This window comes from Leifsonia sp. RCC_180 (genome assembly GCF_058138205.1).
Genome location: NZ_CP200340.1, coordinates 3,836,287 through 3,861,539, shown reverse-complemented (window position 1 = coordinate 3,861,539; position 25,253 = coordinate 3,836,287). Strand labels below are relative to the sequence as shown.

Below are 25,253 nucleotides of genomic sequence, written 5' to 3'. Positions count from 1 at the left end.
GCGATCCCGAACGGCAACGCCGACGGGCCACCCCAAATCTGGCACGACGTGTCCACCGTGGACACATCCCGCAGGATCGACGGGTGGAACTCCACATCCTGGAACGCCTGCCGTGCCCGCGCCAGCGACAACTCGCCCTCCGCGGCACCCTCGGTGTAGTCGAACGCCGCCTTCGGTGTGCGCCGGCGAGCGATCCGTGCCAGATCCTCGATCGTCAACGCCGACGACAACCGCCGCTTCTTCAGATTCAGCTCCGGACGCTTGAACTGCATCAACTCCAGCAACTCGACCGGACGAGGGAACTGACGGGAAACCATATGACTGCCTATCTGGGGTCGTATCGGATGAGGTGGGAGGTGCGGGCGACGAGGCCCCGGAGCGTCTCGAGGTCGCCGGCGAGGAGCCCGGCAGCACGAGCCTGCACCAAGACGTTGCCGATGGCGGTAGCCTCGACCGGCCCGGCGAGAACGGGCACGCCGGCTCGGTCTGCGGTGGCCTGGCAGAGCAGCGCGTTGCGCGCTCCGCCCCCGACCAAGTGGATGGTGTCGACCGGCACGCCCGACAGCTCGGACGCACGCTCGACGGTACGCGCGAACGCCTCCGCGAGGCTCTCCACGATGACGCGGACGATGCCGGCCGGCGAGGCCGGCGCCCGTAGGCCGCGCTCCTCGAACCATGACGCGAGCCGCGAGGGCAGGTCGCCGGGCGCCAGAAACCGCGGGTCGTCTGCGTCGAACAGGTCGGCCGGTCGCGGGAGCGCCGCGGCCTCGGCGAGCAGCGCCTCCAGGGTCACCGGCAGTCCGCGCCGCTGCCATTCGCGCAGCGACTCGCTGAGCAGCCAGAGCCCCATGACGTTGTGCAGGTAGCGGATGCGCCCATCCACCCCGCCCTCGTTGGTGAAGTTGGCGGCGCGTCCCTCGTCGCTCAGGATGCGGCGCTCGATCTCGACACCGACGAGGCCCCAGGTGCCGCACGAGATGTATGCGGCGCGGGAGGCGTCCATCGGCACGGCGACGACCGCCGACGCGGTGTCGTGCGACCCGACCGAGGTGACGACCGGTCCGGCGCCGTCGAACGGCAGCTCGGTCGCGAGGTGCGACAGCAAGGGGCCGACGGCTGTGCCGGCATCCACGAGTCCCGAAAACAGGACCGGCGGCAGGCGGAGTCGGTCCATGAGCCGTCGGTTCCACTCGCCGTCCGCTGCCAGCAGGCCCGTCGTCGACGCGTTCGTGCGTTCGGCTAGCTCCTGCCCGGTCAGCCAGTACGTGATGAGGTCGGGGACCAGCAGGATGCGGTCAGCGCCCCCGAGGGAGCCGTCGGCCGCATCCACCGCCAGCTGGTACAGCGAGTTGAAAGGCAGGAACTGCAGCCCGCCCTCCCGGTACAGCTCGGCCGGGTCGACAGCGGCGTGCACCGCCGAGACGCCGGCTGTGGTCCGCTCGTCGCGGTAGTGGTAGGGCTCCCGCAGCAGCCGACCGCCGGCCATGAGGCCGTAGTCGACCGCCCACGCATCCACCCCGATGCTCGCGAGGCCCGGGTCGGATCGTGCAACCACACCGAGCCCATCGAGCACGTTCGCGTACAGGCCGGTCGCATCCCAGTGCAGGGCCGCGCGGTCCCCCTCCCACACCCGAACGGGCGAGTTCGGGAAGCGCGCGGCCTCGGTTAGTTCCAGCGTGTCGGCGCCGACGCGTGCGTGCATCACGCGTCCACTCGTCGCTCCCAGGTCGACCGCGGCGACGGTTCGAGAGGCGCCGGTCATCGCAGGAACGCGGCCGCGACCCCCGCGTCGACGGGGATGTGCAGCCCGGTCGTGTGGTCGAGGTCGCTGGTGCACAGCACGAACACTGCGTTGGCCACGTGCTCGGGCAGTACTTCGCGCTTCAGCAGGGTGCGCTGCGCGTAGTACTTTCCGAGCTCTTCCTCCGGCACCCCGTAGACCGCGGCGCGTTTGGCACCCCAGCCGCCGGCGAAGATTCCCGAGCCGCGCACGACACCGTCCGGGTTGATGCCGTTGACGCGGATGCCGTGCTCCCCCAGCTCCGCCGCGAGCAGCCGCACTTGGTGCGCCTGGTCGGCCTTGGTCGCCGAGTAGGCGATGTTGTTCGGGCCGGCGAAGATCGAGTTCTTCGAGGAGATGTAGACGATGTCGCCGCCGAGTTTCTGGTCGATCAGGACGCGGGCCGCGGCGCGGGAGACCAGGAACGACCCCTTGGCCATCACGTTGTGCTGCAGGTCCCAGTCAGCGTTCGTGGTCTCCAGCAGCGGCTTCGAGATGGACAGGCCGGCGTTGTTGACCACCAGGTCGAGACCGCCGAACGCGAGCAGCGCATCCCGGATGGACGCCTCCACCGCCTTCTCGTCGGTCACGTCCGCAGCGACACCGATCGCGACGTCGGTGTCGCCGATCTCGGCCGCGGCGGCCTGCGCCTTCGCCAGGTCGAGGTCGGCGATGACGACACACGCGCCCTCCCCCGCGAGCCGGGTCGCGATGGCCTTGCCGATGCCCGAGGCGGCGCCCGTGACCAGAGCGATGCGCCCGGCGAGCGGCTTGGGCTTCGGCATCCGCTGCAGCTTCGCCTCCTCCAGCGCCCAGTACTCGATGCGGAACTTCTCCGACTCCGGGATGGGCGCGTAGGTCGAGAGCGCCTCGGCGCCGCGCATGACGTTGATGGCGTTGAGGTAGAACTCGCCCGCCACGCGGGCGGTCTGCTTGTTCGCGCCGTAGGAGAACATCCCGACGCCCGGGATCAGGACGATCGCCGGGTCCGCGCCGCGGATCGCGGGCGAGTCCGGGGTCGCGTGCCGGTCGTAGTAGGCCTGGTAGTCGGCCCGGTACTGCTCGTGCAGCTGCTCCAGCCGCGCGACCGAGTCCTCGATGGAGGCGTCGGCAGGGAGGTCGAGAACCAGCGGCTTCACCTTGGTGCGCAGGAAGTGGTCTGGGCAGGAGGTGCCCAGCGCTGCCAGCCGCGGGTGCTCCGCCGAGGCAAGGAAGTCGAGCACCACGCGGTCGTCGGTGAAGTGGCCGACCTGCACCCGGTCGGTGGACGCGATGGCACGCAGATGCGGAGCGAGCGCCGCGGCCTTCGCCCGCCGCTCCGCCTCCGGCAAAGGCTCGTAGCCGGGCAGCGCCGACCCGAACGGCTCCGGGCGTCCGTGGGCCGCGATGTAGTCGGCGGCGGTCTGGATGATCCACAGCGAGTTGGCCTCAGCCTCCTCGCTCGTGTCGCCCCACGCCGTGATGCCGTGGCCGCCGAGGATCGTTCCGATCGCCTCCGGGTTCGCCGCCTTGATCGCCGCGATGTCGAGCCCGAGCTGGAACCCGGGACGCCGCCACGGCACCCACACCACGCGTCCGCCGAAGATCTCCTGCGTCAGCCGCTCGCCGTCAGCCGCGGTCGCAATCGCGATGCCCGAGTCAGGATGCAGGTGGTCGACGTGGGCCGCATCCACCAGTCCGTGCATGGCCGTGTCGATCGACGGCGCAGCGCCGCCCTTGCCATGCAACGTGTAGTCGAACGCGGCGACCATCTCGTCCTCGCGCTCGACGCCCGGGTAGACGTTCTGCAGCGCACGGAGCCGGTCCAGGCGAAGCACGGCGAGTCCCTGCTCGGTGAGCGTGCCGAGGTCTCCCCCGGACCCCTTCACCCACAGCAACTCGACCGGCTCACCCGTCACCGGGTCGGTCTCGGTGCCCTTGGCGGACGTGTTGCCGCCGGCGTAGTTCGTGTTCTTCGGGTCGGACCCGAGGCGGTTGGAGCGGGCGATCAGCGCAGCGACGGTCTCGTTCGTCATAGTCAGGCTCCCCATCCCGCCTGCGTGCCGCCGACACGGTCGGACTCGATCTTCTCCTGGTACCCGCTGGCCTTGTACGCGGCCATCGGGTCGGCTGGCAGGCCGCGCGACTCACGCCAGGCGGCCAGGTCGGAGCGCACGTCGGTGTTGAACGCATCCATGAACACCGTGTTGGCCGCGAGGACGTCGTTGGCGCGCTGGGCGGCGTCGAGCGCCTCGAGGTCGACCAGCAGGGCCTTCGCTGTCGCCTCCTGCACGTTCAGCACCGAGCGGATCTGGCCCGGGATCTTCGCCTCCAGGTTGTGGCACTGGTCGAGCATGAACGCGACCTCGGGGTTCGCGTACCCGCCGCCCCGGATCACCTCGAAGATGATGCGGAACAGCTGGAACGGGTCCGCCGCACCCACGATCAGGTCATCGTCGGCGTAGAAGCGGCTGTTGAAGTCGAACGAGCCCAGCTTTCCCAGCCGCAGCAGCTGCATCACGATGAACTCGATATTCGTGCCCGGCGCGTGGTGGCCGGTGTCCAGGCACACCACCGCGCGGTCGCCGAGCGTCGCGGTCTGCACGTAGCTCGTCCCCCAGTCCGGCACATCCGTGTGATAGAACGCCGGCTCGAAGAACTTGTACTCCAGCACCAGCCGCTGGCCCTCGCCGATGCGCTCGTAGATCTTCGCCAGGGAGTCCGCGAGGCGGTCCTGCCGGGCGCGCATCGAGTCCTGCCCCGGGTAGTTGGTGCCGTCGGCCAGCCAGATCTTCAGGTCGCGCGACCCCGTCTCGTTCATCACGTCGATGCACTCGAAGTGGTGATCGATCGCCTTCTGGCGGATCCGGTCGTCGGAATGCGTCACCGACCCGAACTTGTAGTCGTCGTCCTGGAACGTGTTCGAGTTGACCGTCCCGAGCTCGACGCCGTTGTCCTCGGCGTGCTTCTTGAGGTCGGCGTACGAATCCACCTTGTCCCACGGGATGTGCAGGGCGACGCTCGGAGCCAGGCCGGTGTGCTTGTGCACCTGCGCGGCGTCCGAGATCTTCTCGAACGGGTCACGTGCGGTGCCCGGGGTTCCGAACACCTTGAACCGGGTGCCCGAGTTGCCGAACGCCCAGCTCGGCAGCTCGATCGCCTGCAGCGCCAGCTGATCCCGGATCTCGACGGGGAGGGTCATGGGAGTTTCACTTTCTCTCTGCCGCTGCGTGATGCGCGGCCGCTGTCGTGGTCGAAGCCGTCGCCGGTCAGCGGACGACGTCGACGGTGGCCGGCAGTGCGGTCGTCGCGCTCGTGCGTCCGGCGCCGATGGTCTGGTCGTCGCGCCCGGGGAGCCGGAGAACCCCGTCCACACCGTCCGGGAGCTCGGCCTCGACGGTGAGGTCATCGCCGTCGAGGGTCCATCGCACGCGCACCGGGCCGTGAGGCGTGGCCAGCGAGGTCTCCGCCTCGGTCAGACCGCCGCCCGGCTGGGGCGCGACGAGCACCCGGGCGTAGCCCGGCTCGAGCGGGGAGACTCCCCCGACCACGCGGTGCATCCAGTCCGCCACAGCGCCCAGGGCGTAGTGGTTGAAGCTCGTCATCTCGCCGGGGTTGATGGTGCCGTCGGGAAGCATCGAGTCCCACCGCTCCCACACCGTCGTGGCTCCCATCGTGACCGGGTAGAGCCAGGACGGGCACTCGCGCTCCAGCAGCAGCCGGTACGCGTCGTCGAGGTGGCCGGTCTGCGTGAGGGCGTCCGTGATGAACGGTGTACCCGCGAAACCGGTGGAGATACGGTAGCCGGCCTCGGCGGTCAGCTCCGACAGCCGGTTGCCGGCGAACTCCTCGTCGGCCGCGTCGAGCAGGCCGAAGACGATCGCGAGCGCGTAGACGGTGGTGCAGTCGCTCTTCACGACGCCGTCACGGACGTACTCGGTCGTGAACGACTGGCGGAGGCGCGCGGCCAGGGCCTCGAACTCCGCCTGCTCCTCCACCCGGCCGAGCAGCTTCGCCGTCTCGGCGACGATCGTCGCCGAACGGAAGGCGCAGGCCGTCGCGACGACCCCGGTGTCCGCCTTCGCACGCGCCGGGTCCTCCGGCGGTGCGTCGGGGTCGAGCCAGTCGCCGAACTGGAAGCTGGTGTCCCAGACCCCGGCCGGTGACAGCAGCGACTCGACATGCCGGACATGCGAGGCCATCGAGTCGAACTGCCGCCGCAGCACGGTGTCGTCGCCGTACGCCTGGTACAGCGTCCAGGGCACCCACACCGCAGCGTCGCTCCAGATGGCGGTCGATTCGACCGGGCCGAAGTCGGTCGGCTGGTCGATGTGCTTCAGGATGTCCGGGATGACGAAACCGACGATGCCGTCGTGGTGCTGCTGCTCCAGGTCGAGGTCGACCAGCCAGTCGGAGAGGAACCCGTCGACGTCGTACAGGAACGCCGCCGTCGGCGCGAACGCTGCGATGTCGCCCGTCCATCCCAGGCGCTCATCGCGCTGCGGGCAGTCCGTGGGCACATCGAGGAAGTTGCCGCGCATCCCCCACACGACGTTCTCGTGGAACTGGTTGAGCAGCGGGTCCGAGGTGCGGAACTCGCCGATGCGCGTCAGCTCGGAGCCGACCGCGATCGCCGTCAGGTCCTCCGGCTTCAGCTCGCCCGGCCATCCCTCGATCTCGGCGTACCGGAACCCGTGGAAGGTGAACGTCGGCTCGAACTCGTCGACCCCGCCGCTCAGGATGTAGCGGTCGGTCGCCTTCGCACTCCGCAGTGGGCGGACGCCCAGCTCGCCGTGCTCGAGCACCTCGGCGTGACGGATGACGACCTCGGTGCCTGCCTCGCCCTGCACCCGGACCTTGATCCAGCCGACCAGGTTCTGGTCGAAGTCGACCAGGGTCCGGCCCGACGGGGAGGTGGTGATCTCTTGGACCGGGAGCGCGGCCCAGCGGGTCACGCGCGGACCGATGTACGGCGTCAGGGCCGCGGTATCGAAGTCGAGCTCGCGCACGCCCGTCCATCCCTCACCGGCGAAACCAGCGGTCTTCCAGGCGTCGTCGCGCAGACGGGCGTCGATCGTCTGCCCGTCGTACAGGTCATTGGCGAGCACCGGGCCGGGGCCGGAGGTCCAGTCCTGATCGGTCACGACGAGCTGCGTCGTACCGTCGGCGAACTCCACCTCCAGCTGGGCGAACGCTCCGAGGCTGTCACCGTAGTACGAGCCGCCGCCGGCCCATCCCAGCCGGCCGCCGAACCAGCCCTTGCCGAGCGCGAGCGCGAGCACCGAGGTGTCGTCCAACAGCTCGGTGACGTCGTAGTCCGCGTACCGCAGCCGCCACTCGTACGCGCTCCAGCCGGGCGTGAACAGATCCTCCGACACCGGGCGGCCGTTGATCCACGCCTCGACGATGCCGTGAGCGGTGAGGTGCAAGGTCGCACGGGTGACGGCGCCATGGCCCGCCTCGAGGGAGAACTCCCGTCGCAGCAGCGGCGCTCCGTCGAAGTCGTTCGCGGCGGCGATCATGCGGGCGTGCCAGTTCATTGCGGTGTCTCTCCGGTTTCGTGTCGTGGGTTCGGTGTCGGTGGTCTCGGCGGGCATCCGGCTCATCCCTTCACAGCGCCACTCGTCATGCCGGCGATGATCTGCCGGTTGAAGAAGATGTAGGCGACGAGCGGCGGGACGGTGATGAGCAGGAAGTCCATGAAGAGCAGGTTGTAGAAGCTCAGGTTCTGGCCCGAGAAGCTGTAGAGGGTCGTCTGGACGGTCGCGTTGTCGGCGCCCGGCAGGAAGTACAGCGGGTTCTGGAAGTCGTTGAAGACGAAGACCGACTGCACAACGATCACCGTGACGATGACGGGCCGCAGCAGCGGGAGGATGACCTGGAAGAACATCCGCACACGCCCGGCGCCGTCGAGCACCGCCGCCTCGTCGAGCTCCCGGGGTACCGTCCCAAAGAACGCCCGGAACATCAGGATCGAGAACGACAGGCCGAAGGTGGTCTCGATCAGGATCATGCCCGGCATCGTCTTGAACAGGCCGAGGCCCTGCAGCACCCAGATCGTCGGGACGACAGCCGGGGGCACGATGAGCCCGGCGAGCACGAAGAAGTTGACGACCGGTCCCCACTTGCTGCGCTTGCGGGCCAGCACGTAGCCGGCCATGGCCGCGATGATCACCATGAGGGTGACCGAGAAGACGGTGAGGATGGCGGAGTTGAAGAAGGCACGCCAGATCAGACCGTCGCCGCTCTCCAGCACCGCGATCAGGTTCGGAAGGAAGCTCCACTCCTTCGGCCAGGTGAAGGCGAGGCTGGAGGCGTCGTCCGGCGTCTTCGAGGCCTGGAGGAGCACGAAGGCGAGGGGGACGAGGAAGACGACGACGGAGACCGCGATCGCGATGACCCCGATCGTCCAGGACCGGATGCGCTGCCGCTTCACAGCTCCACCTGCTTTCTGTTCAGGAAGTACGACAGCGGCACCATGATCACCGTCACCACGAGGAACAGCACGACGTTGCCCGCGGTGGACAGTCCGTAGAAGCCCGCCTGGTACTGCTTGTAGATCACCGAGGCGAGTACGTCGCTGGTGAAGCCGGGGCCTCCGCCGGTCGTGGCCCAGATGATGTCGAAGGAGCGCAGACCGCCGATGAGCGAGAGGATGATGACCGTCGCCATGGCGCCGCGGCTCAGCGGGAGGGTGATGTCGCGCAGGATGCGCCAGCCGGTGGCCCCGTCCATCCTGGCCGCCTCGTAGAACTCGTTCGGGATGGCGACGATCCCGGCCATGAAGATGAGCGTCGCGATACCGACGCCCTTCCAGATGTCGACGCCGGCGATCGTGTAGAGGGCGAGGTTCGGATCCGTGAACCACCCCGGCTGCGGGAGCCCGAAGAACCCGAGCACGCCGTTGACCATCCCGTGGAACGGGTCGAGCAGCGCTTTCCAGAGGATGCCGACGCCGATGGTCGACAGCAGCACGGGGAAGAAGACGATCGCCCGGAGGTAGCCGCGCCCGACGACCGGGGAGGTCAGGAGCAGTGCCAGGAAGAAGCCGATGATGACCTTGGCTCCGGAGGTGAGGATCGCGTAAACCAGGGTGTGGATGAAGCTCGTGTAGAGCTGCGGGTCCTGGAAGAACTGGACGTAATTCGCGAATCCGATGAACTGCGCATCGAACAGCGACCAGCGGGTGAGCGAGAAGTAGAACGACGACAACGACGGGATCGCGAAGAAGACGGCGTACAGAACCAGCGCCGGGATGAAGAACCAGGTCGGATAGTGCGACCTGATGCCGGTGCGCCGGGCCTTGCGATCATCGGGGCCTTTCGCCTCGGTCAGGATTCCGGCCGCCTGCGTTGCGGTCGAAGTGGTAGCCGTCGACATGTCCGCTCCTCGTCGAGTGTTCTGTGGTGGCCGGGCTCAGGGCCGGGGGCGACCGGGCCGACGCGATCGCGCCGACCCGGTCGGGGCGTCACCAGCCCTTGATGCCCAGCTGCTGGGCCTGCGCCTTCACATCCTGGTCGTAGAGGGCCGCGCCCTCCTTGGCCGAGGAGATGCCGGAGCCGACCTGGATCAGGATCTTCTCCAGGTTCGGACCCTTGATCGGCGAGAGGAACTCGAGCGCCAGGCCGGTCTTCTTCGCCTCCTGGTACGCCAGCTCGTCCTTCACCAGCGCCGGGGCGTCGGTGGGCAGCTTGCACGTACTGATGGCGAACGGCCCGGCAGGGGTGCCCGCACTGTTCTGGATGTCGCAGCCCTCGGAGGAGTTGATGAACGCGATCAGCTTCTTCGCCGCGGTCAGCTTGTCGCCCGTCGTCGACTTCGGGATGTAGGCCGAGGTCGGCTCCCAGACGGTCGCGTTCGGCTCGCCCGAGTCGGACGGGATCGCGAAGTACCCGATGTCGTTGATCTGGTCGGGGTTGGACTGCAGCACGTTGCTGATCACCGCGGTGATCATCGGGTACTGCGCGCCCTCGCCGGTGGCCAGCATCTTCAGGGCGTTGACGTTGGTCAGGGACGCGAAGTCCTTGTTCATCAGACCCTTGTCGAAGATCTCGCGCGTGTGCTCGAAGCCGGCGAGGGCCGGCTCCTTCGAGTACTTCGCGTCGGCCTTGTTCGCCGTGTAGTCCGTGGCCCAGTTCGAGTCCTTCGCATTCACGTTGGCGAAGTCGGCGAGCACGAACAACTGACTCGTCCAGGTGTCGCCGTACGACTGGATCACGGGAGCGATTCCGGCGGCCTTGATCTTCTCGCTGTTCGAGATGAAGTCGTCCCAGGTCTTCGGGACGCTCAAGCCGAGCTTCTCGTAGACCTTCTTGTTGTACATGATGCCGCCGTTGAACGTGGTGCCCGTCGGCGCTCCGTAGAGGGCCTTCTCCGTGCTGACGGTCTTCTTGTAGTCGCTGGTCAGATCCTTCGCCCACGCCTCGTCGCTCAGCGGCTGTAGCTGGGTGTCCGGGCGCAGCGCCTGGAACAGCGAACCCGAGTTGTAGAGGAAGACGTCGTTCATGTCCCCGGTGGAGAGCCGCGTCTTGACCAGGTTGTCGCCGTCGGTTCCGCCGGGGCGGGTCTCGACCTTGACGGTGATCGAGGGGTTGGCCTTATGGAAGGCCTTTACCAGGTCTTTGGCGAACGTGGTGCTCGCGGGGTCGTTGCCCGCGGCCAGCAGCGAGATGGTGGTCGCACCGCCGGATCCGCCGGATGAGCTGCAGCCGGCCAGGGCAGCACCGATGAGCGCGACGCCGCCGAGAGTGGCGGCGACTCGTGTCGCCGTCCTACGAGAGAACATCAAATACCTCCTTGTATTTTGAGAGCGTCGCAGTCCCGGGGATTTTCGGGTGAGTTTGAAACGCTTCACTGACCATAGAGGGATGCGCATCCTCTCGTCAAGGCGCAATAATAACGATTCAAAATCGCCCGTTGGCGCGGCGTTGTTGGTTCGATTCAACGACCCTCCGCTAGCATGGCGACCAGGGAGGAGTCGCATGGCTTCCGCAAGCGTTAAAGACGTCGCCGCTCTGGCGCAGGTCTCGGTCGGCACCGTTTCGAACGTCCTGAACCGGCCGGAGATCGTCGCGCCCGAAACCGTGGAACGCGTCATGTCGGCCATGCACAAGCTCTCCTACGTCCGTAACGAGGCCGCGCGCCAGCTCCGCCTGGGGCACAGTCAGGCGCTGGGCCTGATCACTCTGAGCGGCGGCAATCCCTTCTTCACCGACCTGACGACGGCGGCAGAGGATGCGGCGGCGGAGGCCGGCTACAGCGTCATCGTCGGCAACAGCAACGATCGCAGAGATCGCGAAGCTGGCTACCTCGGCCTGTTCGAGGAGCTGCGGGTCCGCGGCGTACTGCTGTCGCCCGTCGGCGACCCGGCGGCGAGGCTGCGGCAGCTGCGCGAGCGGGGCATCGCGGCGGTGCTGGTCGACCGGGTCAGCAGCGACGATTCGTTCAGTTCCGTCTCCGTCGACGACGTGGCGGGCGGCGCCCTCGCGGCCGCCCATCTCATCCAGTCCGGTCGCTCCCGGCTCGCCTTCGTCGGTGGGCCGCTGCAGATCCGCCAGGTGAGCGACCGCCTCGCCGGCGCACGCGGCGAGGTGGCCAAGCATCCCGGCGTCACCCTCGAGGTCGTGCCGGTCGAGGCGCTCACCGTGCAGGAGGGGCGGCGCGCGGGAGAGGCGCTCGTCCGGCGGCCGCCGGCCCGCCGTCCGGACGCCGTCTTCGCCGCGAACGACCTCGTCGCCGTCGGGCTGCTGCAGGGACTCTTCATCAACGGGCGGCTCGCCATCCCCGAGGACATCGCCCTCGTCGGGTACGACGACATCATGTTCGCGAGCGCGTCGGTCGTTCCGTTGACCTCCGTCCGGCAGCCCAGTCAGCTGATCGGACGCACCGGGGTCGAGATCCTGATCGAGGAATCCCAGAACCCCGCGCTGGAGCCTCGCCACGTGCTGTACCAGCCGCAGCTGGTGGTGCGGGCGAGCAGCTCGGCGGCCGATCGTGATGCCGTCACCCGCGTGGCCCACTAGGATCGGGGCCAACCGCGACGAAGGGGGACGCTCGTGACCGCATCCAAGCTGCGACCGAAAGTGGTGCTGTGGTGGGGCATCGGCCTCACACTCGGCGGGCTCCTGCTGGCGGCGTTGATGCCGCAGCTCGGCTACGCGCTCAGTGTGCAGCAGAACGCCTCCGCCGGTGTCGACGAGGGTCTGTTGTCTGCTGTGAGCATCGTGGTGGGCCTCACCGCGCAGGTCGTGCCGCCGCTGGGCGTCGCCCTGATCGGCGCCTCCATCGTGATGGCGTACGTCGCGCGGCTGTTCTCTGAGACCCGTCAAGCAGAAGGCGCGGCCCCCGTCGACTACGGGAACCGCGCCTCCTGATGCGTGCGGGCTCGCTCAGCTCTGCTGCTGCGCTTCCGCCGCCGCCTTGAGTTCGTCGTACTGCTTGCGCACCTCGGTCATGTCGAGGCCGCGGATCTGCTCGATGAGGTTCTCGACGGCCTCACCAGGGAGGGCGCCGGCCTGCGAGAACAGCGGGATGCCGTCGCGGTAGGCGACGAGGGTCGGGATCGACTGGATGCCGTAGGACGCGGCGAGCGACTGCTGCGCCTCGGTGTCGATCTTGCCGAACGTGATGTCGCTGTGCTGCTCCGACGCCTTCTCGAAGATGGGCGCGAACATGTGACACGGGCCGCACCAGTCGGCCCAGAAGTCGAGCAGCACGATGCCGTCGGAGACGGTCTGGTCGTGGTTGGTCGAGGTGATCTCGGTGGTTGCCATGTGAGGTGAAACGCAACCTCACCAGGCGGTATTCCGCCTCAGCTGCCCCGCCGACCTGTGAACACGGTGAACGCCAGCGGAACCACGGACGCGATCAGGAAGACCGTTCCGAGCACCGCATCGCTCGCATGGATGATCGCGCCGGCGATCAGCACCCCGCCGAACACCACCGCGGCGGAGAGGCGCCGCGCCGTCCGCTCGAGCCGCCCGACCCGCTGCTCCAGGCGCGGCGAGGTGACCGCGATCGTGCCGTCCTCGACTCGGGTGACCAGGCCATCCAGTCGCTTGGGGAGGCGCAGGGCGATACCGGCGATCTCGAGCGCCTGCTTGGCGAGGTCCTGTGCCAGGTTGCCACGCTCGTCCCGCAGCAGTTGCGCCGCGTACGGCTCGACCGAATCCCAGAGGTTGAAGCCGGGATCGAGCGCGCTGCACACCCCCGAGGTGAGCGACATGGCGCGGATGATGAGCAGGAAGTTCTCGGGCAGCTGGAACGGCAGCGACCGCACTACGTCGCCGAACTCGACCGCGAACTCGCGGAACTCGCGCGGGTCCACCTCGCGCAGCTCGGCGAACCCCATCCCGCCGAACCGGCCGAACAGGTGCGTCATCGCGCGCTCGAGCTCCGCCGTGTCGGCGGTCGGCAGCAGAACACCGATGTCGCGGATCGCATCCACGAGCCCCTTGCCGTCGCGGGAGGCCGCGGCGATCAGCAGCTTGCGGAGCCCGCTGCGCGTTCCCGGCGGCACCTCGCCCATCATGCCGAAGTCGACGAAGGTGAGGAGCCACGGCCGCTCCCCCGCCGGTGCGTCGGGCCGCGGGGTGACGAAGATGTTGCCCGGATGCGGGTCGGCGTGGAAGAAGCCGTTCGTGAACAGCTGGTCGAACATCACCTCGGCGAACACCGGCGCGACCTCGGCCGGGTCGATGCCGGCGGCGCGCAGAGCCTCCGCGTCCGTGATCTTGATGGCCGTCACATCCTGCAGCGTGAGCACGCGGCGGGTCGTCCGCTCCCAGACCACCTCGGGTACGGCCACGCGGGCGTCGCCGGCGAACTCCTCCGCGAACCGTTCCGAGTTGGCTGCCTCGTGCAGGTAGTCGATCTCCTCCAGGCTGGTGCGCGCGAACTCCTCGACGAGCGCCGGGGCGTCCACGCGGTCGGAGACCAGCCGGACGTGGCTGAGCCACCGGCCGACCCGGCGCAGGGCGGCGAGGTCCACATCCACGATCGCGTCGATCCCGGGGCGCTGCACCTTGAGCACCACCGCATCCAGCCCCGTCTCCGCGGCGAGCTCGGGCACGAGCCAACCGCGATGGGCCTGCCCGAGGGAGGCCGCGGCGACCGGAACCGGGTCGATGGACGCGAACGCCTGCTCGAGCGGAACGCCCAGCTCGGCTTCGGCGAGAGCGCTGATCGCCGGGAACGGCACGGCAGGGACCTCGTCCTGTAGACCCTCCAGCTCGCTGGTGATCTCCGGCGGCAGCACATCCAGGCGCGATGACATGAACTGTCCAACCTTGATCATCAGTCCGCCGAGGTCGACCGCCAGCACGTGGAACCGCTGCGCGAAGCGCCGCATGCGGCGGGACCGCGTGCGCTCGGCGACGCGGGCCAGCCCGATGCGGGGCAGGAACAGCTCGTACCACCACGTGACGGCGAGGTTCCACCCGGCGAACCGCAGGATGCGGCGGTAGCGGGCGCGGGTCGCCGGCGTCGCCGCGGGGCTGGCCGGAACCGCGGCGGGCGCCTGCTCGGATGTCACCCGGCTCAGCCCTCGGCGAGGATCGAGTAGAGCTTCCGCCGTGCCTCTTCGAGTACGCCGACTGCCTCCTGAACCTGCTCGGGCGTGCCCGTGCGGTGCACCTGCGCCGCGGCCTGCGCCAGTTCGACGCCGGCCTTGGGGAGGTTGCCGGCCGCGCGGCGGTCGCCGGTGCCGGTGCCGGTGCCGGTGCCGGTGCCTGCGCTGCCGGTCTGCCAGGGCGTGGATGCCTCACTCGCCGCGACGGCGCGTCCCGCCTCGGTCAGTGCGTACGTCTTGCGGCCGTTCGACTCCTCCGCGGTGATGAGTCCTTCGTCGGCGAGCAACTGCAGCGTCGGGTACACGGACCCGGCGCTCGGCTTCCAGCTGCCGCCGCTGCGCTCCTCGATCTCGCGGATGATCTGGTAGCCATGCATCGGCTTCTCGCTGAGCAGCGACAGCACGGCGGCGCGGACATCGCCGCGTCCCATCCGCCCGCCGACCTTCTTCTCGAACGTCGACCGCAACTGCTCGAACGCCTGCCACATGGCGTCCGGATCCATGCGGGAACCGAACCCGCCGGTGGGGAAAGAGTTGGACATGATGGGCCTCCTAGCTCGTTGAGCGATACCTAACGATATATCGCTGAGACGAGGATCGGAAGGAGACTCAGCTTTCGCTCAGCGAACGCCGCGGCCAGCCCCGTTCGGGGGGCTTTCCGTACCGGATGACCTGTTTCACGTTAGGGTTCAAACGCCCGAAACGAGAAAGACCCCCGTGACTGATTCTGCTCCGCTTCCCCCTGCCGCTGACCCCCGGAAGCGGCGCCGGATCCCGGTGATCACGTGGGTCGGTGCCGGACTCGTGCTCCTGATCGTCATCATCGTCGGCAGCAGCCTGGCCGCAGCCGCACATCCCGTCGACCCGGTGGAGGCGGCGAGCGTCCAGAGTGCAACGCCGTCGTCCACGCCCAGCCCGACAGCGACGGCGACGCCCCGCGCGGACGAGCCGCTCGATCCCGCGACCGCCGTTCCCGCCGAGAGCGGCCCCGCCGTCGTGCTGGCCGACAAAAGCGTCACCTCTCAGACAGCCCTCGAGGTGCTCGCCACCCTCCCCGTCAAGGGCAAGGCCCCGACGACCGGCTACCAGCGCACCACCGACTTCGGCACCGCATGGCTGGATGTGGACCGCAACGGCTGCGACACGCGCAACGACATCCTGGCCCGCGACCTCACCGGCGCTGTCCGCCAGGGCACCTGCAAGGTCCTGTCCGGAACCCTCGTCAGCAAATACACGGGGCAGACGATCGCCTTCGTCCGGGGCGAGAAGACCTCGGCACTGGTGCAGATCGACCACGTCGTCCCGCTCCAGAACGCCTGGATCACCGGCGCCCAGAAGCTCACGCAGGCGCAGCGGGTGAGCCTCGCCAACGACCCGCTGAACCTGATCGCGGTGGATGCGCGATCCAACGAACAGAAGTCCGCCGGCGACGCGGCGACGTGGCTGCCCGCGAACAAGGCCTTCCGTTGCGAGTATGTGGCGCGCCAGATCTCCGTCAAGGCGACCTACGGCCTGTGGGTGACGAGCGCCGAGCACGGCGCGATGGCGCGGGTGCTTTCGGGATGTTCCTCGCAGCCGGCGGAGTCGTCGGCGTTCACCCCGGCGGCCGCGCCGGTACCTGCTCCTGCTCCCGCGCCGGCACCTGCTCCGGCACCTGCCCCGGCACCCGCGCCTGCGCCTGCGCCCGCTCCGGCACCTGCGCCCGCTCCCGCTCCCGCTCCCGCTCCCGCTCCCGGCGTGTACTACGCGAACTGCGACGCCGCGCGAGCTGCGGGTGCCGCTCCCATCCTCGCCGGCCAGCCGGGATACTCGCGCAAGCTCGACCGCGACGGAGACGGCGTCGCCTGCGAGTGACATCCGGCTCCTCACCCCGCCCGGCGTGCCCCGTAGAGTGAGCGTCATGACCGATCCCCAGCCCAAGCGCCCGTGGTGGCTCGCCGCCCGAAACTCCCGCGGGGCGCTCATCGTCGCGATCGGCTACACGGTGCTCTGCGTGCTGTTCGTGGTGATCGGGCTCAGCGGAGGCAGCTTCTGGAACCTGCTCCTCGCCCTGGTGGCGGCGCTGCTGGGCGTGCTGGAGTGGGCGACCTACGTGTACCTCCGCAAACGCGAGTCCTGAGGCGCTCGCGTCTCAGTCACGCGTGCGGACGCGCCGGGCGAGCTGCGGATAATCGATGACGACACCGTCGGGGTCGACGGTGAGGTCGGCCGTGAAGTCGCGCGTGGCGCTGGCGTAGCGCACGGTGGCGTGGCCGGTCCGTGGCTCGTAGGGCTCCGAACTGTACAGCTGCTCGCTGCGGATGACCGCAAGCGACGGGAGCGCCACCCACGCCATCACGAACGGCGTATCGGCGACCTGGTCCCGATGCGCGCCCAGCCGCAGTATCGGCATGGTGTTCGTGACCGGGCAGAGGGCGAGGTCGCAGTCGTCCGCCCCGTCGAGAGCCCCGGCCCGGAGGTCGTCGTCGCTGATGTCGGGCTCGTCCAGCTCTTCCCCCTGATACAGATGAATGCCCTGCTGCGTCGCTTCGCTCGTCCACCGCCCGTGCGCATCCCGAGCGAGCGTCAGCCGGCGGGTGAACCCGCGCCCGAAGACGGCGACATCGAGCCGCGACGTCACCCATCCCGGCCCGGTCTCGAGCGACCAGCTCGTGACGTAGTCGGTCGTCCGCGAGGTCCCGAGAGCATCCAGCCGGTCCTCTGCGAGCGTGATCGTGGCGGCCTCCAGCCGCTCCGGGTCGTCGTCCCCGACCCACTCGACGTGCCTCACCGCTCCGCGCATCCCGACTCCTTCGCTTACAGGATGAACCCTTCGCGGGCTGCGCTCAAGGAGCCGCTAGCCGGCCTCGGGGTCATTCGTGAAGAGGGGCGGGGCGTGGGCCCACGACGAGCGCCATCGCGGGTCGACCGCCGCCCACCTCAGCGATGCACGACAAACCGGTCGAAGAGTGAGAATTCATCCCGATCGGGACGTTGGAGCCGCAGTCGGGAATCCTCGAGGATCTCGCGCGTTATCGGCACAGCACCGTAGGGCGGACGAGCGTTGCGCGCTTCCAGGCGGCGCCAGAGTTCGTCGAAAGGGACATCGAAGTAGTGCAGCTCGGTGCTGGCGCCGAGCTGCGTGGCGATGCGGCGGATCTCATCGCGCTCTTCCCGCTGCCAGGTCCCGTCTTCGAGGATGACGCTCACTCCGCGCCCGACCAGCTGAACCCAGAGTCGGTCGAGCCGGGCCTGTACGTTGTCGCGCAGCGCATCGAAGAAGTCGAGACCGAGGTCGGCCATCCACTCGTCCGTGCTGAAGCGGATGGCGCCCGTCTCTCGTTCGCGTTGGCGAGCGAAGGTCGTCTTACCGGAGCCTGGAAGCCCGCACAGGAGGATGACGATAGGCCGCTCGCGCGGGTCCCCTGTCGGGGCTCTGCCCGTCCCATCCACGATGTCCATGCTCCCGTCATCCGTCGGCGCAACCAAGCTACTGCGCCGTCCTCACTGAGACAGCGCGTATCAGGAATCGAGAGGACCAGAGGGATCTGCTGCCGCTGTCATTGACGCTGCCACAACGTCAGGGAGATCCCGGCGTTCGCGAACCGGAGCCAGTACAGGAGGCTGACGAGGGCTGCCACGGGAAGGCCCACCGCGAGCGGCCAGGCTTTCTCACCAGATGGGAGCAATGACATTGCGGTGAGGGTGGCGGCGAGCACGTAGGCGAAGACAGCGACGAGCGCGACGCCGATACTGATGTCCCGGCGCTGCCCGTCGACGGATTCCTGAGGCGCTGCGAGCCGCAGCAGGAAGGTGACCACCCGCCGGCGGAAGATCAGCAGCACGGTGGCGACGACGCTGATCCACACGCAGCCGATGATCGGCGCGACGTCGGGTAGGTTCACCATCGACGACATCCCCTCCATAAGGTCCATTGAGCGGCGGTGCTTGAGCGGGCCGCCCTGCTGGACCGAGCTGTCAACTGTCCTGACTGATGAATCCAGTAGGTACCGCGTCGGCTACCTTCACTTTCGAGTTGGAAGAAGCCGTCACCATTCTGGAACGCAGCAGTGGCCTTGCCGACAGGGCTTGCCCAGAATGCGGCCTCAGCTTTCTGATCTGACTTGGCCTGGTGTGCCGAATCGCGAGCGGTCTGCTCAGCGGACTTCTCCTGCTCTGACTTGCCCCACGGCATCGTTCGCTCCATTCCGACAAGCGGCGATCGCTCACTTGGAAACTTAGGGCGAAGCTTTGGGAGGTGCCAGAACCCCAAAGGGGGCGAGTTCGATTGGCGGCGCACGTGGTCGTGACCGTTTGGGGAAGAACCCACCGGCTGTTTCCCTACGTCGGGCTGCGCCCCGCGCGCTCCGCGAACGCCGCTCCGCGCTTCGCTCAGAGGGTCGCCCGCGGCCGCTCACTTGACTGCAATCCGCTTAGTGGTGCGTCATGTTCGGTTGCTTGCTGCGTCCCCCTCAGTGGAGGGCAATTCTGCTCGCTCGGTGGTGGACATGGACCGTTCCGGCGCGACGGGTGACGGGCGTGCGTCCACTTCGTTCGGTGATGAATGAAAGGGAGACATCTGTGAAGAAGTCTCGTGTCTTAATGTCCGCAACCACCCTCGTTGGATGCTGCCTCGTTGGCGCTAGCCTCACCGGTTTCGCGGTGGTGGATGACGCACCCGGGGACATGAGCGTGGTTGACGATGCCCTGGAGGGCATGACCCTGGTGGCCGGTGGCGAGGTTTACAACGCGGACTTGGAACCGGTGGCCACCATGGACGAGTATGTCGAGCAGTACGCCGACGCGGGCGTTGACATCCCCGATGCTCAGGCCAACCTGACCGACGTGCCGGAAGGCCTCGCGCCGATCCAGACGCTCGGCGTCTCCGATCTGGTTGGGGGCAAAGGGTCAAGCGTCGGCAACCGCCTCAAGATGGAGGCGGTGGGATGTGTCGGCCAGGACAAAAATCGCAGCCTTCAGCGCTTCAACCGGACAGCGAAGGGAGGAGCACCCCGCGGAATCGCTGATCTTCGGTGCGGAGTTTCAGGTCCGACGGGGTGGGGATGGCGGCATATTGCGTCAGGCCATGCTGGAGACTACGGGCGTGTCGCGTCGATGATGGGAAAGTCGTGGGACAGCTATGCCAAGTGGTGCTTGGGGCAGACGCTCGGGGTTCCATCCTCGGCCGCGTACCAAGCCGGCAATAGCACGTACGTCTACCACACGCCCATTCAGATTTGGAACAACGGTCGTCTTCACAAGACCTACACGAACCATGTCTCCGTCAGCCGCGGCGACTACCGGATTATCACCGAATACTTCAGCTAGGTGGGATGAATGAAAAGCAGTCTTGATGAGCTGTTCGATTACTTGAACCGCTGGGGAGACCCCATCCAGAAAATCGATCGAGCTAGCAACACTGTTTACGTGAAAGCGCGCAACGGTCGGATTGTCTCACTTCAGGTCACAGCCGCTGGCGCGTCGCAGCTGGCGTCTCGGACCGGCCTTGAATGGATGGGAGGGGCGACCGACGCTGAGCGAAGCTTCGGCCTATTCATGGTCCACCTGGATGAGGCGATCAACTCGTTCGGTAACCAAGAACAGCTCCGGTTCGTGGTCGACGACAGCGGCAGCCCCACACCCGTTGAGCAACCGTGAGGCTATTTTTGGGCGCTACCGCGGCCCAGTAGCAACAACTTCACGGCCAGTGCAGCGCCCCCTTGAACAGTCAAGTTCAGGGGCGCTGTGCTTCCAGTCGTTTCACGCGCACAGAGGACAGGTCAAACCCCAGGAACAGAGAAAGCTCCGATCAACCAAATCCATCGGTGATTGAGGCTTTTGCGCGTCGGGCTGCGCCCCGCACGCTCCCCCAAACGACAGCAGCGAGTAGTGAAAAAGCCGGTGGGCACGTGATCGCTACGCGATCCTCGTGCCCACCGGCTTTTTCACTACGTCGGGCTGACAGGATTTGAACCTGCGACCCCTTGACCCCCAGTCAAGTGCGCTACCAAGCTGCGCCACAGCCCGCTGTCGTCACGCGCCGGCCGGAGGCACCGCGCGAGGCAACCCGTCCATCCTACCGTGTCGGCGGGCCACCTCGCGCACGCGCGGTCACACGTCCTTGCCTGCCCATCGGATCAGTTTCGGTGCGCCCTTCGTTCCTCCGATTTCGCGGATGTTGAGGTTGCTCTTGGCACCCTCGACCGGCGGGTCGATGGGGTAAGCGATGACCGCCTGCCACGTGCCGTCGGCGTTCTTCGTCGGCGGGTGATCGGGGTTGTACGGGTCCATCGTCGCGTTCGGCTGGTCTTTGCCGTAGACCTCCTGGGCGAACACCGCGCACGCGGTCCAGACCGAAAGTGCGTCCAACGGGTCGTCCGGCGACGCGACCACCGGAGTGGGTGTCGCCGTCACGGCGGATGTGACCGTCACCGTCGGAGCCGGCGAACTGCCGCCCCTGCTCCCCCGGCGCAGCCGGATAGTGCGATCAGCGAGGCTGCAGCGGCCCCCGCCGCGAGCGTCATCCTCGTCATTCGATTCATGTCCCCCGCGAATCATGCAGTTCTAGCGTGCCGGCGGGATCGTCGCACACCACCCGAAGGTGCGCCCGATCCCTGCCGGCACTGCGCCGCCGCACCGAAAAGGGTGCATGCGGGCGCCCGGGTCCCCGCCCCGCAGCGGGAGCCCAGGTCGAGTCGGCGACGGGATGCGATGGGGGGAGTCAACATCCCGCCGCCGAGCTGGGGTCAGCGGCCGGAGCCGCCGGTGATCTGGTCGATCTCGTCCTGCGCGAGCGGGGTCCAGGGCGACGAGTCGGGGTCGGCGCTGGCGGCCTCGGGGCTGTCGCCCTGCGTCCACCATTTGGCCTCGAACGGTACACCGTCGAAGAGCACGCGCTGGCCCTTGTCGTAGGCGGTGGTCCCGCTCCATGCCGGGAAGGTGCCTGCGGGCAGGGTCGGCTGTGGGATGGGCGTCTCGCCCGGCAGCACCGGGCCCACCAGCTCCCACGGCGTCTCCCACGCGTTCAGCACCGGGTCGTCGGGAACGTCGCCCTTGGTCCACCACTTCGCCTGGTACACGTTGTGGTGCCAGACGACCTTGGTGCCCTTCAGGTACGAACCCTTGGGGGCCCAGATCGCGTACGGCGAGTGCGCGGGGTCGTCGGCGGCCGCGGTCGAGGTCGGCTCTGCGGTGGTGACCGCCCCCTCCCCCAGCGCGATGTGGCCGGCGAAGCCCTTCGCGAGCACTCCGGCGAACGTCTTCTTGCCCTGGGCGACGCCGCTGCAGGCGTCGGACACGACGGAGAGGTCCACGTAGTTCGAGCCGCAGGTCTTGTCGCGGTTGGCGGACCACATCGACATCCGGCCGAGGCCGTTCGACACGGCCCAGCGGTTGAAGGATGCGGCATCCGCGAGCGTGAAGACCTCACCCTCCACGTCGTTCTGGCCGATCATCGGGGTCGCGCCGAGCTTGGCCCACAGGCTGGGGTCGCTCTGGTGCAGCTTCGCGCGGTCGTACAGGATGCCGAGCTGGCGCTGCGTGGAAGAGACAGCGGACTCGGCGGCCCTCGCCATCGACACCTTCGCGTCCTTCGCGTCTCCGAAGTCCATCGTCATGACGTTGATGCCGGCGATGTCCACTTTGGCGTCCAGCATGGCGGCGATCGCGTCCGTGCCGTCCGAGGTCAGACCCGCGGGCGAGACCGGGAGCGTCAGCCAGACCGCGAGGCTCTTGCCCGCCGCCCGGCGCTCCTGCTGCAGGGCGGCGATGGCAGCGGCGCGGCGTACAGAGGCACCGCGGTCCGCGAGACCGGCGCCCTCCAGGTCGAGGTCGATGGTGCCGATCTTGTAGCGGTCGACCACCGCGGCGTACGCATCCTTCAGGTCCGATGCGTCGACGCAGCCGACCGAGAGTTCGTCGTTGGCCTGGCCGCCGAACGAGACCGCGACGGTTCCGCCCTGCTGCTGCAGGCGCGCGATGCGGCGGTCGAGGTCCAGCGATCCGCGAGCCTGGTCCAGCGAGTACGCGGCGCCCCAACTGGGTGCGCACGGGTCCGACTTCGACGACACGACGAACGAGAGCACGGCATCCTTCGTGGAGGTGCCGCCGAGGTTCTCGAAGGCGAACCGCGGCGTAGCGGTCACATCCACATAGGAGGCGAACCACGGTTTCGCATCGACGGCCGCGCGGGCGCTCCACCACTGCAGGCCCACGGCCGCCGCGGACACGACGATCACAGCGACGAGGCCGGCACCGATCACGCGCCAGGCGGAGAGCCGGCGACCGCCGGTGGATTCGGGCGCCTGGGCGCGCTCGACGGAATCCTGCGACTTCTTCGCTGCGCGGGCCATCAGGCGGCCTGCTTCTCGTTCGAGGCGGACTCCGCGGCGGGGGCGTCGACGGCGTCGACGTCGGCCGGGACCGCACGCTCCTCCACGACCGCCCCGACCGGGGCCCGGTGCGGCACCTCGCCGCCCGCGTGCCCGTGGTAGAGCACCGACCGCCAGTCGATGGATGCGGTCGCCGGCTCGACGATGTCGGTCGTCTGCTTACGTGACTTGTCCACGTAGAGCGGCTTCGTCATCCCGATCCAGATGTCCACGATGGTGTTCCAGATGCCGATGTAGGCGACGATCGCCCAGATGGCGAGTGTAGCGTTGAAGGCGGCGAACGCGGCGTTGCCCCAGTTCTGCGCATTGACGTCACGCCACAGGGTGAACAACGAGAAGGCCACGATGGCGAGCGGCGCGATCACGTACAGCAGCGGCGACGCGGTACGGTTCTTGACCTTCGGCGTGCGGGCGAACGGGATCTTCTTGCCGGTCAGCGACTGCTGGATCGACTTCAGGACTCCGGCGAGATTCACGGGCAGCAGGATGAGGTTGAAGCCGTAGATCCGGAAGATGTCGGTGGCCTTGTACCCGCTGTACCGCAGGTCGGCCGCCTGGCTGATGAAGTACGGCAGCGCGGCGAGCAGCACCATCGGGCTGAGCAGCCGGCCGTCGTACGGGTACGCCAGCAGGAAGATCAGGCCGAAGCTCGCCCAGCTGATCGAGGCCATGTAGTTGACCCGCAGCAGCAGTTCGATGCGCGACACGGACTCGCCGCGGCGCTTGCGCTCCTTCACCTGGCGCCAGAGCTTGGGCAGGATGAGCAGTCCGCCGTTCGCCCAGCGGCGGCGCTGGACGATCAGCGAACCGAAGTCGGGCGGGGTGGCCGAGTAGCTGAGCCGCTCGGGGTAGTTGGCGAGCGTCCAGCCGTGGGTGCCGAGGTCGATGCTCGACTCGGTGTCCTCGATGACGGTGCGGTCCTGGATGTAGCGGCGCACCTCGAAGCCGCCGACGAACTCGGTCTCGACGATGTCCTCGAGCGCGCGCTTGCGGATGACCGCGTTCGCGCCGACCCAGAAAGTGGCGCCGTAGTAGCTCTTGCCCTGGTGCAGGATGTGCTGGATGTCGGTCGTAGCTCCGGCGAGACGCTCGATGCGGGTGCCCGCGCCGCGGAACGACGAGTACGGGGTCTGCGTCACGGCGACCCGCGCGTTGTCGGGCTGCTGCAGGAAGTAGGTGAGTCGGAGGCAGTACTCGCGCAGCAGGATCGAGTCGGCATCCAGGGTCAGCAGGAAGTCGCTGTCCGGGATCTCTACATCGCCCGATCGGCGCTGGCCGGCCGGAACCTGGTTCAGGATGGGGCCCTCCGGCGTCTCCTCGACCCGGTAGGTGCCGCCCATCAGGCCGATGTAGGCGTTCAGGTTCATCGCCTTGTTCGCCTCGTGCGAGAGGGAGGCCCACTTCTTGCGCTCGAAGACGGCGAGCTCGGCGTCGAACGTCCAGGCGAGGCGGCGGTACAGCTGGGCGACCCGCTTGGAGGTGAGGGAGGCGCCCTCGGCGACGGCCGCGGACACGGCCTCCCCGGTGAGGGCGAGGTCGTCGGCCAGGCCGCGGAGCACCTGGTCGGCGAAGAAGACGTCGACGTGGTCCTCGACGGTGTGGGCGTCGGCTTGGGCGTACAGCCACTCGGCGGCCCAGCGGTAGTGGTCGGCGAGCTCGAGGGCGGCTGCGTCGGTCGCGTAGACGCCGGCGTCGCCCAGTTCGTAGCGCATGAGCGCGTCGCTGAAGCGGAAGCGCGGCTCGGCGAGAGTCGCGCTGATCTCGTGGGCGAGATCCCGGGTCGCCTCCAGGCGGTCGCGCACGGCCGGGTCGGTCGGGTTCGGGTTGTCGTCGAGGAGCAGCACGACCCGCTTCGACGGGAACTCCTGCAGCGCCGCGGAGAGAAGCGTCATCCGGACCACCTCCGGCTCTTCCGCGTAGGAGGGCACCAGCACGGTGATCGAGGGCTGGTTCTCGGCGAAGTGCCTGTCGAGTTCGGCGCGCGGCACCCGGACGTGCTTCTGGAAGCGCTGCAGCGCTCCCTGTCGGGCGACCAGGTACATCAGCGCGGAGAACGTGAGGAAGGTCACGACGACGGTGTAGCCGAGCGCCTCCATGGTGAAGCGGAAGTTCTGGCTGCCGCTGTCGATGAACTGGCGGATGATCGTGGTGACGACGTAGATCGCCCAGAACAGCACGGTCAGCACGATGGCGACGCGGCTCCAGGTGATCTTGCGATCGGACGGCCTCGGGTGGACCGTCGGAAGGGGTTCGGTGCGCTTCTCGGAGCCGAGCTGGCGCTTCCGGGCAGGGGTGTATGCGGTGTGAGAACTCATGATCGGGTATGCGTCCTTGAAGTGGTCAGGAGCCCGGCCCTCGGGTGGGCACGGTCGGGTGGCTCCCGGTTGTCCACACTAGTGAGGACAGACCGGGGTACAAATACCCCTTTTGTGGTCGCCCCCGCTTTGGGGTGACGGGTCACCGATCTTTCACACTGCGGGAGTGCGTGTCGCGCTTGCGCGCCAACGTCTCCATGCATATGCATGCACGCCCGGGAGTGTCGGAGGGTGCGGGTTAG

23 protein-coding genes and 1 tRNA gene are annotated in these 25,253 nt (G+C 68.1%); 6 read left to right on the top strand and 18 right to left on the bottom strand.

Going from position 1 to position 25,253, the window contains the following annotated elements; genetic code table 11:
• The 8 genes from AB7E03_RS18915 to AB7E03_RS18880 form a co-directional block, all read right to left on the bottom strand.
• The coding region (locus AB7E03_RS18915; RefSeq protein ID WP_489942836.1) for an alpha-hydroxy-acid oxidizing protein at positions 1 to 317 on the bottom strand (317 nt) is incomplete at its 3' end.
• 8 nt (positions 318 to 325) lie between these two features.
• Complete coding sequence (locus AB7E03_RS18910; RefSeq protein ID WP_489942835.1) at positions 326 to 1,762, bottom strand: rhamnulokinase; 1,437 nt, start codon at positions 1,760 to 1,762, stop codon at positions 326 to 328.
• Positions 1,759 to 3,795, bottom strand: a complete 2,037-nt coding sequence (locus AB7E03_RS18905) for a bifunctional aldolase/short-chain dehydrogenase (RefSeq protein WP_489942834.1) — start codon at positions 3,793 to 3,795, stop codon at positions 1,759 to 1,761. The genes AB7E03_RS18910 and AB7E03_RS18905 overlap by 4 nt, the downstream gene beginning before the upstream one ends.
• A 2-nt stretch (positions 3,796 to 3,797) precedes the next feature.
• Positions 3,798 to 4,961, bottom strand: coding sequence for an L-rhamnose isomerase (rhaI, locus tag AB7E03_RS18900; RefSeq protein ID WP_489942833.1), 1,164 nt, complete (start codon positions 4,959 to 4,961; stop codon positions 3,798 to 3,800).
• Positions 4,962 to 5,028: 67 nt separating this feature from the next.
• Positions 5,029 to 7,299, bottom strand: a complete 2,271-nt coding sequence (locus tag AB7E03_RS18895) for an alpha-L-rhamnosidase (RefSeq protein ID WP_489942832.1) — start codon at positions 7,297 to 7,299, stop codon at positions 5,029 to 5,031.
• Between the two features lie 62 nt (positions 7,300 to 7,361).
• Entirely contained in the window at positions 7,362 to 8,195 is an 834-nt protein-coding gene (locus tag AB7E03_RS18890) for a carbohydrate ABC transporter permease (protein ID WP_441783990.1), read from the bottom strand.
• Entirely contained in the window at positions 8,192 to 9,139 is a 948-nt protein-coding gene (locus AB7E03_RS18885) for a carbohydrate ABC transporter permease (RefSeq protein ID WP_489942831.1), read from the bottom strand. The genes AB7E03_RS18890 and AB7E03_RS18885 overlap by 4 nt, the downstream gene beginning before the upstream one ends.
• Positions 9,140 to 9,227: 88 nt before the next feature.
• Complete coding sequence (locus AB7E03_RS18880) at positions 9,228 to 10,544, bottom strand: ABC transporter substrate-binding protein (RefSeq protein ID WP_489942830.1); 1,317 nt, start codon at positions 10,542 to 10,544, stop codon at positions 9,228 to 9,230.
• A gap of 196 nt (positions 10,545 to 10,740) precedes the next feature.
• Here AB7E03_RS18880 and AB7E03_RS18875 point away from each other — a divergent pair, with 196 nt between their 5' ends.
• Together AB7E03_RS18875 and AB7E03_RS18870 are read left to right on the top strand one after the other, a co-directional pair.
• Positions 10,741 to 11,781 carry a LacI family DNA-binding transcriptional regulator gene (locus AB7E03_RS18875; RefSeq protein WP_489942829.1) on the top strand — a complete coding sequence of 347 codons (1,041 nt, stop codon included), beginning with the start codon at positions 10,741 to 10,743 and terminating at the stop codon, positions 11,779 to 11,781.
• 33 nt (positions 11,782 to 11,814) lie between these two features.
• Complete coding sequence (locus AB7E03_RS18870; RefSeq protein WP_489942828.1) at positions 11,815 to 12,132, top strand: hypothetical protein; 318 nt, start codon at positions 11,815 to 11,817, stop codon at positions 12,130 to 12,132.
• Between the two features lie 15 nt (positions 12,133 to 12,147).
• Here the strand turns inward: AB7E03_RS18870 and trxA are convergent, their stop codons facing one another.
• Genes trxA through AB7E03_RS18855 form a run of 3 tightly spaced genes read right to left on the bottom strand, consistent with a single transcriptional unit; the run spans position 12,148 to position 14,869 of the window.
• On the bottom strand, positions 12,148 to 12,531 hold the full coding sequence (gene trxA, locus AB7E03_RS18865) for a thioredoxin (protein WP_441783985.1): 384 nt from the start codon (positions 12,529 to 12,531) through the stop codon (positions 12,148 to 12,150).
• Positions 12,532 to 12,569: 38 nt separating this feature from the next.
• Positions 12,570 to 14,291 carry an ABC1 kinase family protein gene (locus AB7E03_RS18860; protein ID WP_489942827.1) on the bottom strand — a complete coding sequence of 574 codons (1,722 nt, stop codon included), beginning with the start codon at positions 14,289 to 14,291 and terminating at the stop codon, positions 12,570 to 12,572.
• A gap of 5 nt (positions 14,292 to 14,296) precedes the next feature.
• Positions 14,297 to 14,869 (bottom strand): PadR family transcriptional regulator, encoded by a 573-nt coding sequence (locus AB7E03_RS18855; RefSeq protein WP_489942826.1) that lies wholly within the window; start codon positions 14,867 to 14,869, stop codon positions 14,297 to 14,299.
• A gap of 175 nt (positions 14,870 to 15,044) precedes the next feature.
• Between AB7E03_RS18855 and AB7E03_RS18850 the strand changes: the two genes are divergently transcribed.
• Positions 15,045 to 16,181: a GmrSD restriction endonuclease domain-containing protein gene (locus AB7E03_RS18850; RefSeq protein WP_489942825.1), complete on the top strand. Its 1,137-nt coding sequence runs from the start codon at positions 15,045 to 15,047 to the stop codon at positions 16,179 to 16,181.
• Between the two features lie 46 nt (positions 16,182 to 16,227).
• Complete coding sequence (locus tag AB7E03_RS18845) at positions 16,228 to 16,446, top strand: hypothetical protein (protein ID WP_489942824.1); 219 nt, start codon at positions 16,228 to 16,230, stop codon at positions 16,444 to 16,446.
• Between the two features lie 12 nt (positions 16,447 to 16,458).
• On the opposite strand, the gene AB7E03_RS18840 is transcribed toward AB7E03_RS18845, so the two are convergent.
• The 3 genes from AB7E03_RS18840 to AB7E03_RS18830 form a co-directional block, all read right to left on the bottom strand.
• A complete protein-coding gene (locus AB7E03_RS18840; protein ID WP_489942823.1) occupies positions 16,459 to 17,109 on the bottom strand; it encodes a putative glycolipid-binding domain-containing protein in 651 nt (216 codons plus the stop codon).
• Between the two features lie 137 nt (positions 17,110 to 17,246).
• Positions 17,247 to 17,768: a P-loop nucleotide/nucleoside kinase family protein gene (locus tag AB7E03_RS18835; protein ID WP_489942822.1), complete on the bottom strand. Its 522-nt coding sequence runs from the start codon at positions 17,766 to 17,768 to the stop codon at positions 17,247 to 17,249.
• 98 nt (positions 17,769 to 17,866) lie between these two features.
• The gene (locus AB7E03_RS18830) at positions 17,867 to 18,214 is read right to left on the bottom strand and encodes a hypothetical protein (RefSeq protein WP_489942821.1); all 348 of its coding nucleotides are present in this window, start codon (positions 18,212 to 18,214) and stop codon (positions 17,867 to 17,869) included.
• Positions 18,215 to 18,908: 694 nt separating this feature from the next.
• Between AB7E03_RS18830 and AB7E03_RS18825 the strand changes: the two genes are divergently transcribed.
• Both AB7E03_RS18825 and AB7E03_RS18820 read left to right on the top strand, forming a co-directional pair.
• On the top strand, positions 18,909 to 19,634 hold the full coding sequence (locus AB7E03_RS18825) for a hypothetical protein (protein WP_489942820.1): 726 nt from the start codon (positions 18,909 to 18,911) through the stop codon (positions 19,632 to 19,634).
• 9 nt (positions 19,635 to 19,643) lie between these two features.
• Positions 19,644 to 19,964, top strand: a complete 321-nt coding sequence (locus AB7E03_RS18820) for a hypothetical protein (protein ID WP_489942819.1) — start codon at positions 19,644 to 19,646, stop codon at positions 19,962 to 19,964.
• A gap of 295 nt (positions 19,965 to 20,259) precedes the next feature.
• On the opposite strand, the gene AB7E03_RS18815 is transcribed toward AB7E03_RS18820, so the two are convergent.
• The 4 genes from AB7E03_RS18815 to AB7E03_RS18800 form a co-directional block, all read right to left on the bottom strand.
• Positions 20,260 to 20,333: transfer RNA gene (locus tag AB7E03_RS18815), tRNA-Pro, on the bottom strand.
• An 84-nt stretch (positions 20,334 to 20,417) separates the two neighbouring features.
• Positions 20,418 to 20,738, bottom strand: coding sequence for a hypothetical protein (locus tag AB7E03_RS18810; RefSeq protein ID WP_489942818.1), 321 nt, complete (start codon positions 20,736 to 20,738; stop codon positions 20,418 to 20,420).
• Positions 20,739 to 21,052: 314 nt separating this feature from the next.
• Complete coding sequence (locus AB7E03_RS18805) at positions 21,053 to 22,657, bottom strand: chitinase (RefSeq protein ID WP_489942817.1); 1,605 nt, start codon at positions 22,655 to 22,657, stop codon at positions 21,053 to 21,055.
• Entirely contained in the window at positions 22,657 to 25,011 is a 2,355-nt protein-coding gene (locus tag AB7E03_RS18800) for a glycosyltransferase family 2 protein (protein WP_489942816.1), read from the bottom strand. The genes AB7E03_RS18805 and AB7E03_RS18800 overlap by 1 nt, the downstream gene beginning before the upstream one ends.
• Positions 25,012 to 25,253 lie beyond the last annotated feature (242 nt).

Excerpts from the sequence above, each read along its gene's own strand:
- AB7E03_RS18875 (WP_489942829.1), top strand. The coding sequence starts at position 10,741 with ATGGCTTCCGCAAGCGTTAAAGACGTCGCCGCTCTGGCGCAGGTCTCG.
- AB7E03_RS18825 (WP_489942820.1), top strand. The coding sequence starts at position 18,909 with ATGTCCGCAACCACCCTCGTTGGATGCTGCCTCGTTGGCGCTAGCCTC.
- AB7E03_RS18905 (WP_489942834.1), bottom strand. The coding sequence starts at position 3,795 with ATGACGAACGAGACCGTCGCTGCGCTGATCGCCCGCTCCAACCGCCTC.
- AB7E03_RS18835 (WP_489942822.1), bottom strand. The coding sequence starts at position 17,768 with ATGGACATCGTGGATGGGACGGGCAGAGCCCCGACAGGGGACCCGCGC.
- AB7E03_RS18855 (WP_489942826.1), bottom strand. The coding sequence starts at position 14,869 with ATGTCCAACTCTTTCCCCACCGGCGGGTTCGGTTCCCGCATGGATCCG.
- AB7E03_RS18845 (WP_489942824.1), top strand. The coding sequence starts at position 16,228 with ATGACCGATCCCCAGCCCAAGCGCCCGTGGTGGCTCGCCGCCCGAAAC.
- AB7E03_RS18805 (WP_489942817.1), bottom strand. The coding sequence starts at position 22,657 with ATGGCCCGCGCAGCGAAGAAGTCGCAGGATTCCGTCGAGCGCGCCCAG.
- AB7E03_RS18840 (WP_489942823.1), bottom strand. The coding sequence starts at position 17,109 with ATGCGCGGAGCGGTGAGGCACGTCGAGTGGGTCGGGGACGACGACCCG.
- rhaI (WP_489942833.1), bottom strand. The coding sequence starts at position 4,961 with ATGACCCTCCCCGTCGAGATCCGGGATCAGCTGGCGCTGCAGGCGATC.
- AB7E03_RS18800 (WP_489942816.1), bottom strand. The coding sequence starts at position 25,011 with ATGAGTTCTCACACCGCATACACCCCTGCCCGGAAGCGCCAGCTCGGC.
- AB7E03_RS18885 (WP_489942831.1), bottom strand. The coding sequence starts at position 9,139 with ATGTCGACGGCTACCACTTCGACCGCAACGCAGGCGGCCGGAATCCTG.
- AB7E03_RS18820 (WP_489942819.1), top strand. The coding sequence starts at position 19,644 with ATGAAAAGCAGTCTTGATGAGCTGTTCGATTACTTGAACCGCTGGGGA.
- AB7E03_RS18830 (WP_489942821.1), bottom strand. The coding sequence starts at position 18,214 with ATGGTGAACCTACCCGACGTCGCGCCGATCATCGGCTGCGTGTGGATC.
- AB7E03_RS18895 (WP_489942832.1), bottom strand. The coding sequence starts at position 7,299 with ATGAACTGGCACGCCCGCATGATCGCCGCCGCGAACGACTTCGACGGA.
- trxA (WP_441783985.1), bottom strand. The coding sequence starts at position 12,531 with ATGGCAACCACCGAGATCACCTCGACCAACCACGACCAGACCGTCTCC.
- AB7E03_RS18910 (WP_489942835.1), bottom strand. The coding sequence starts at position 1,762 with ATGACCGGCGCCTCTCGAACCGTCGCCGCGGTCGACCTGGGAGCGACG.
- AB7E03_RS18880 (WP_489942830.1), bottom strand. The coding sequence starts at position 10,544 with ATGTTCTCTCGTAGGACGGCGACACGAGTCGCCGCCACTCTCGGCGGC.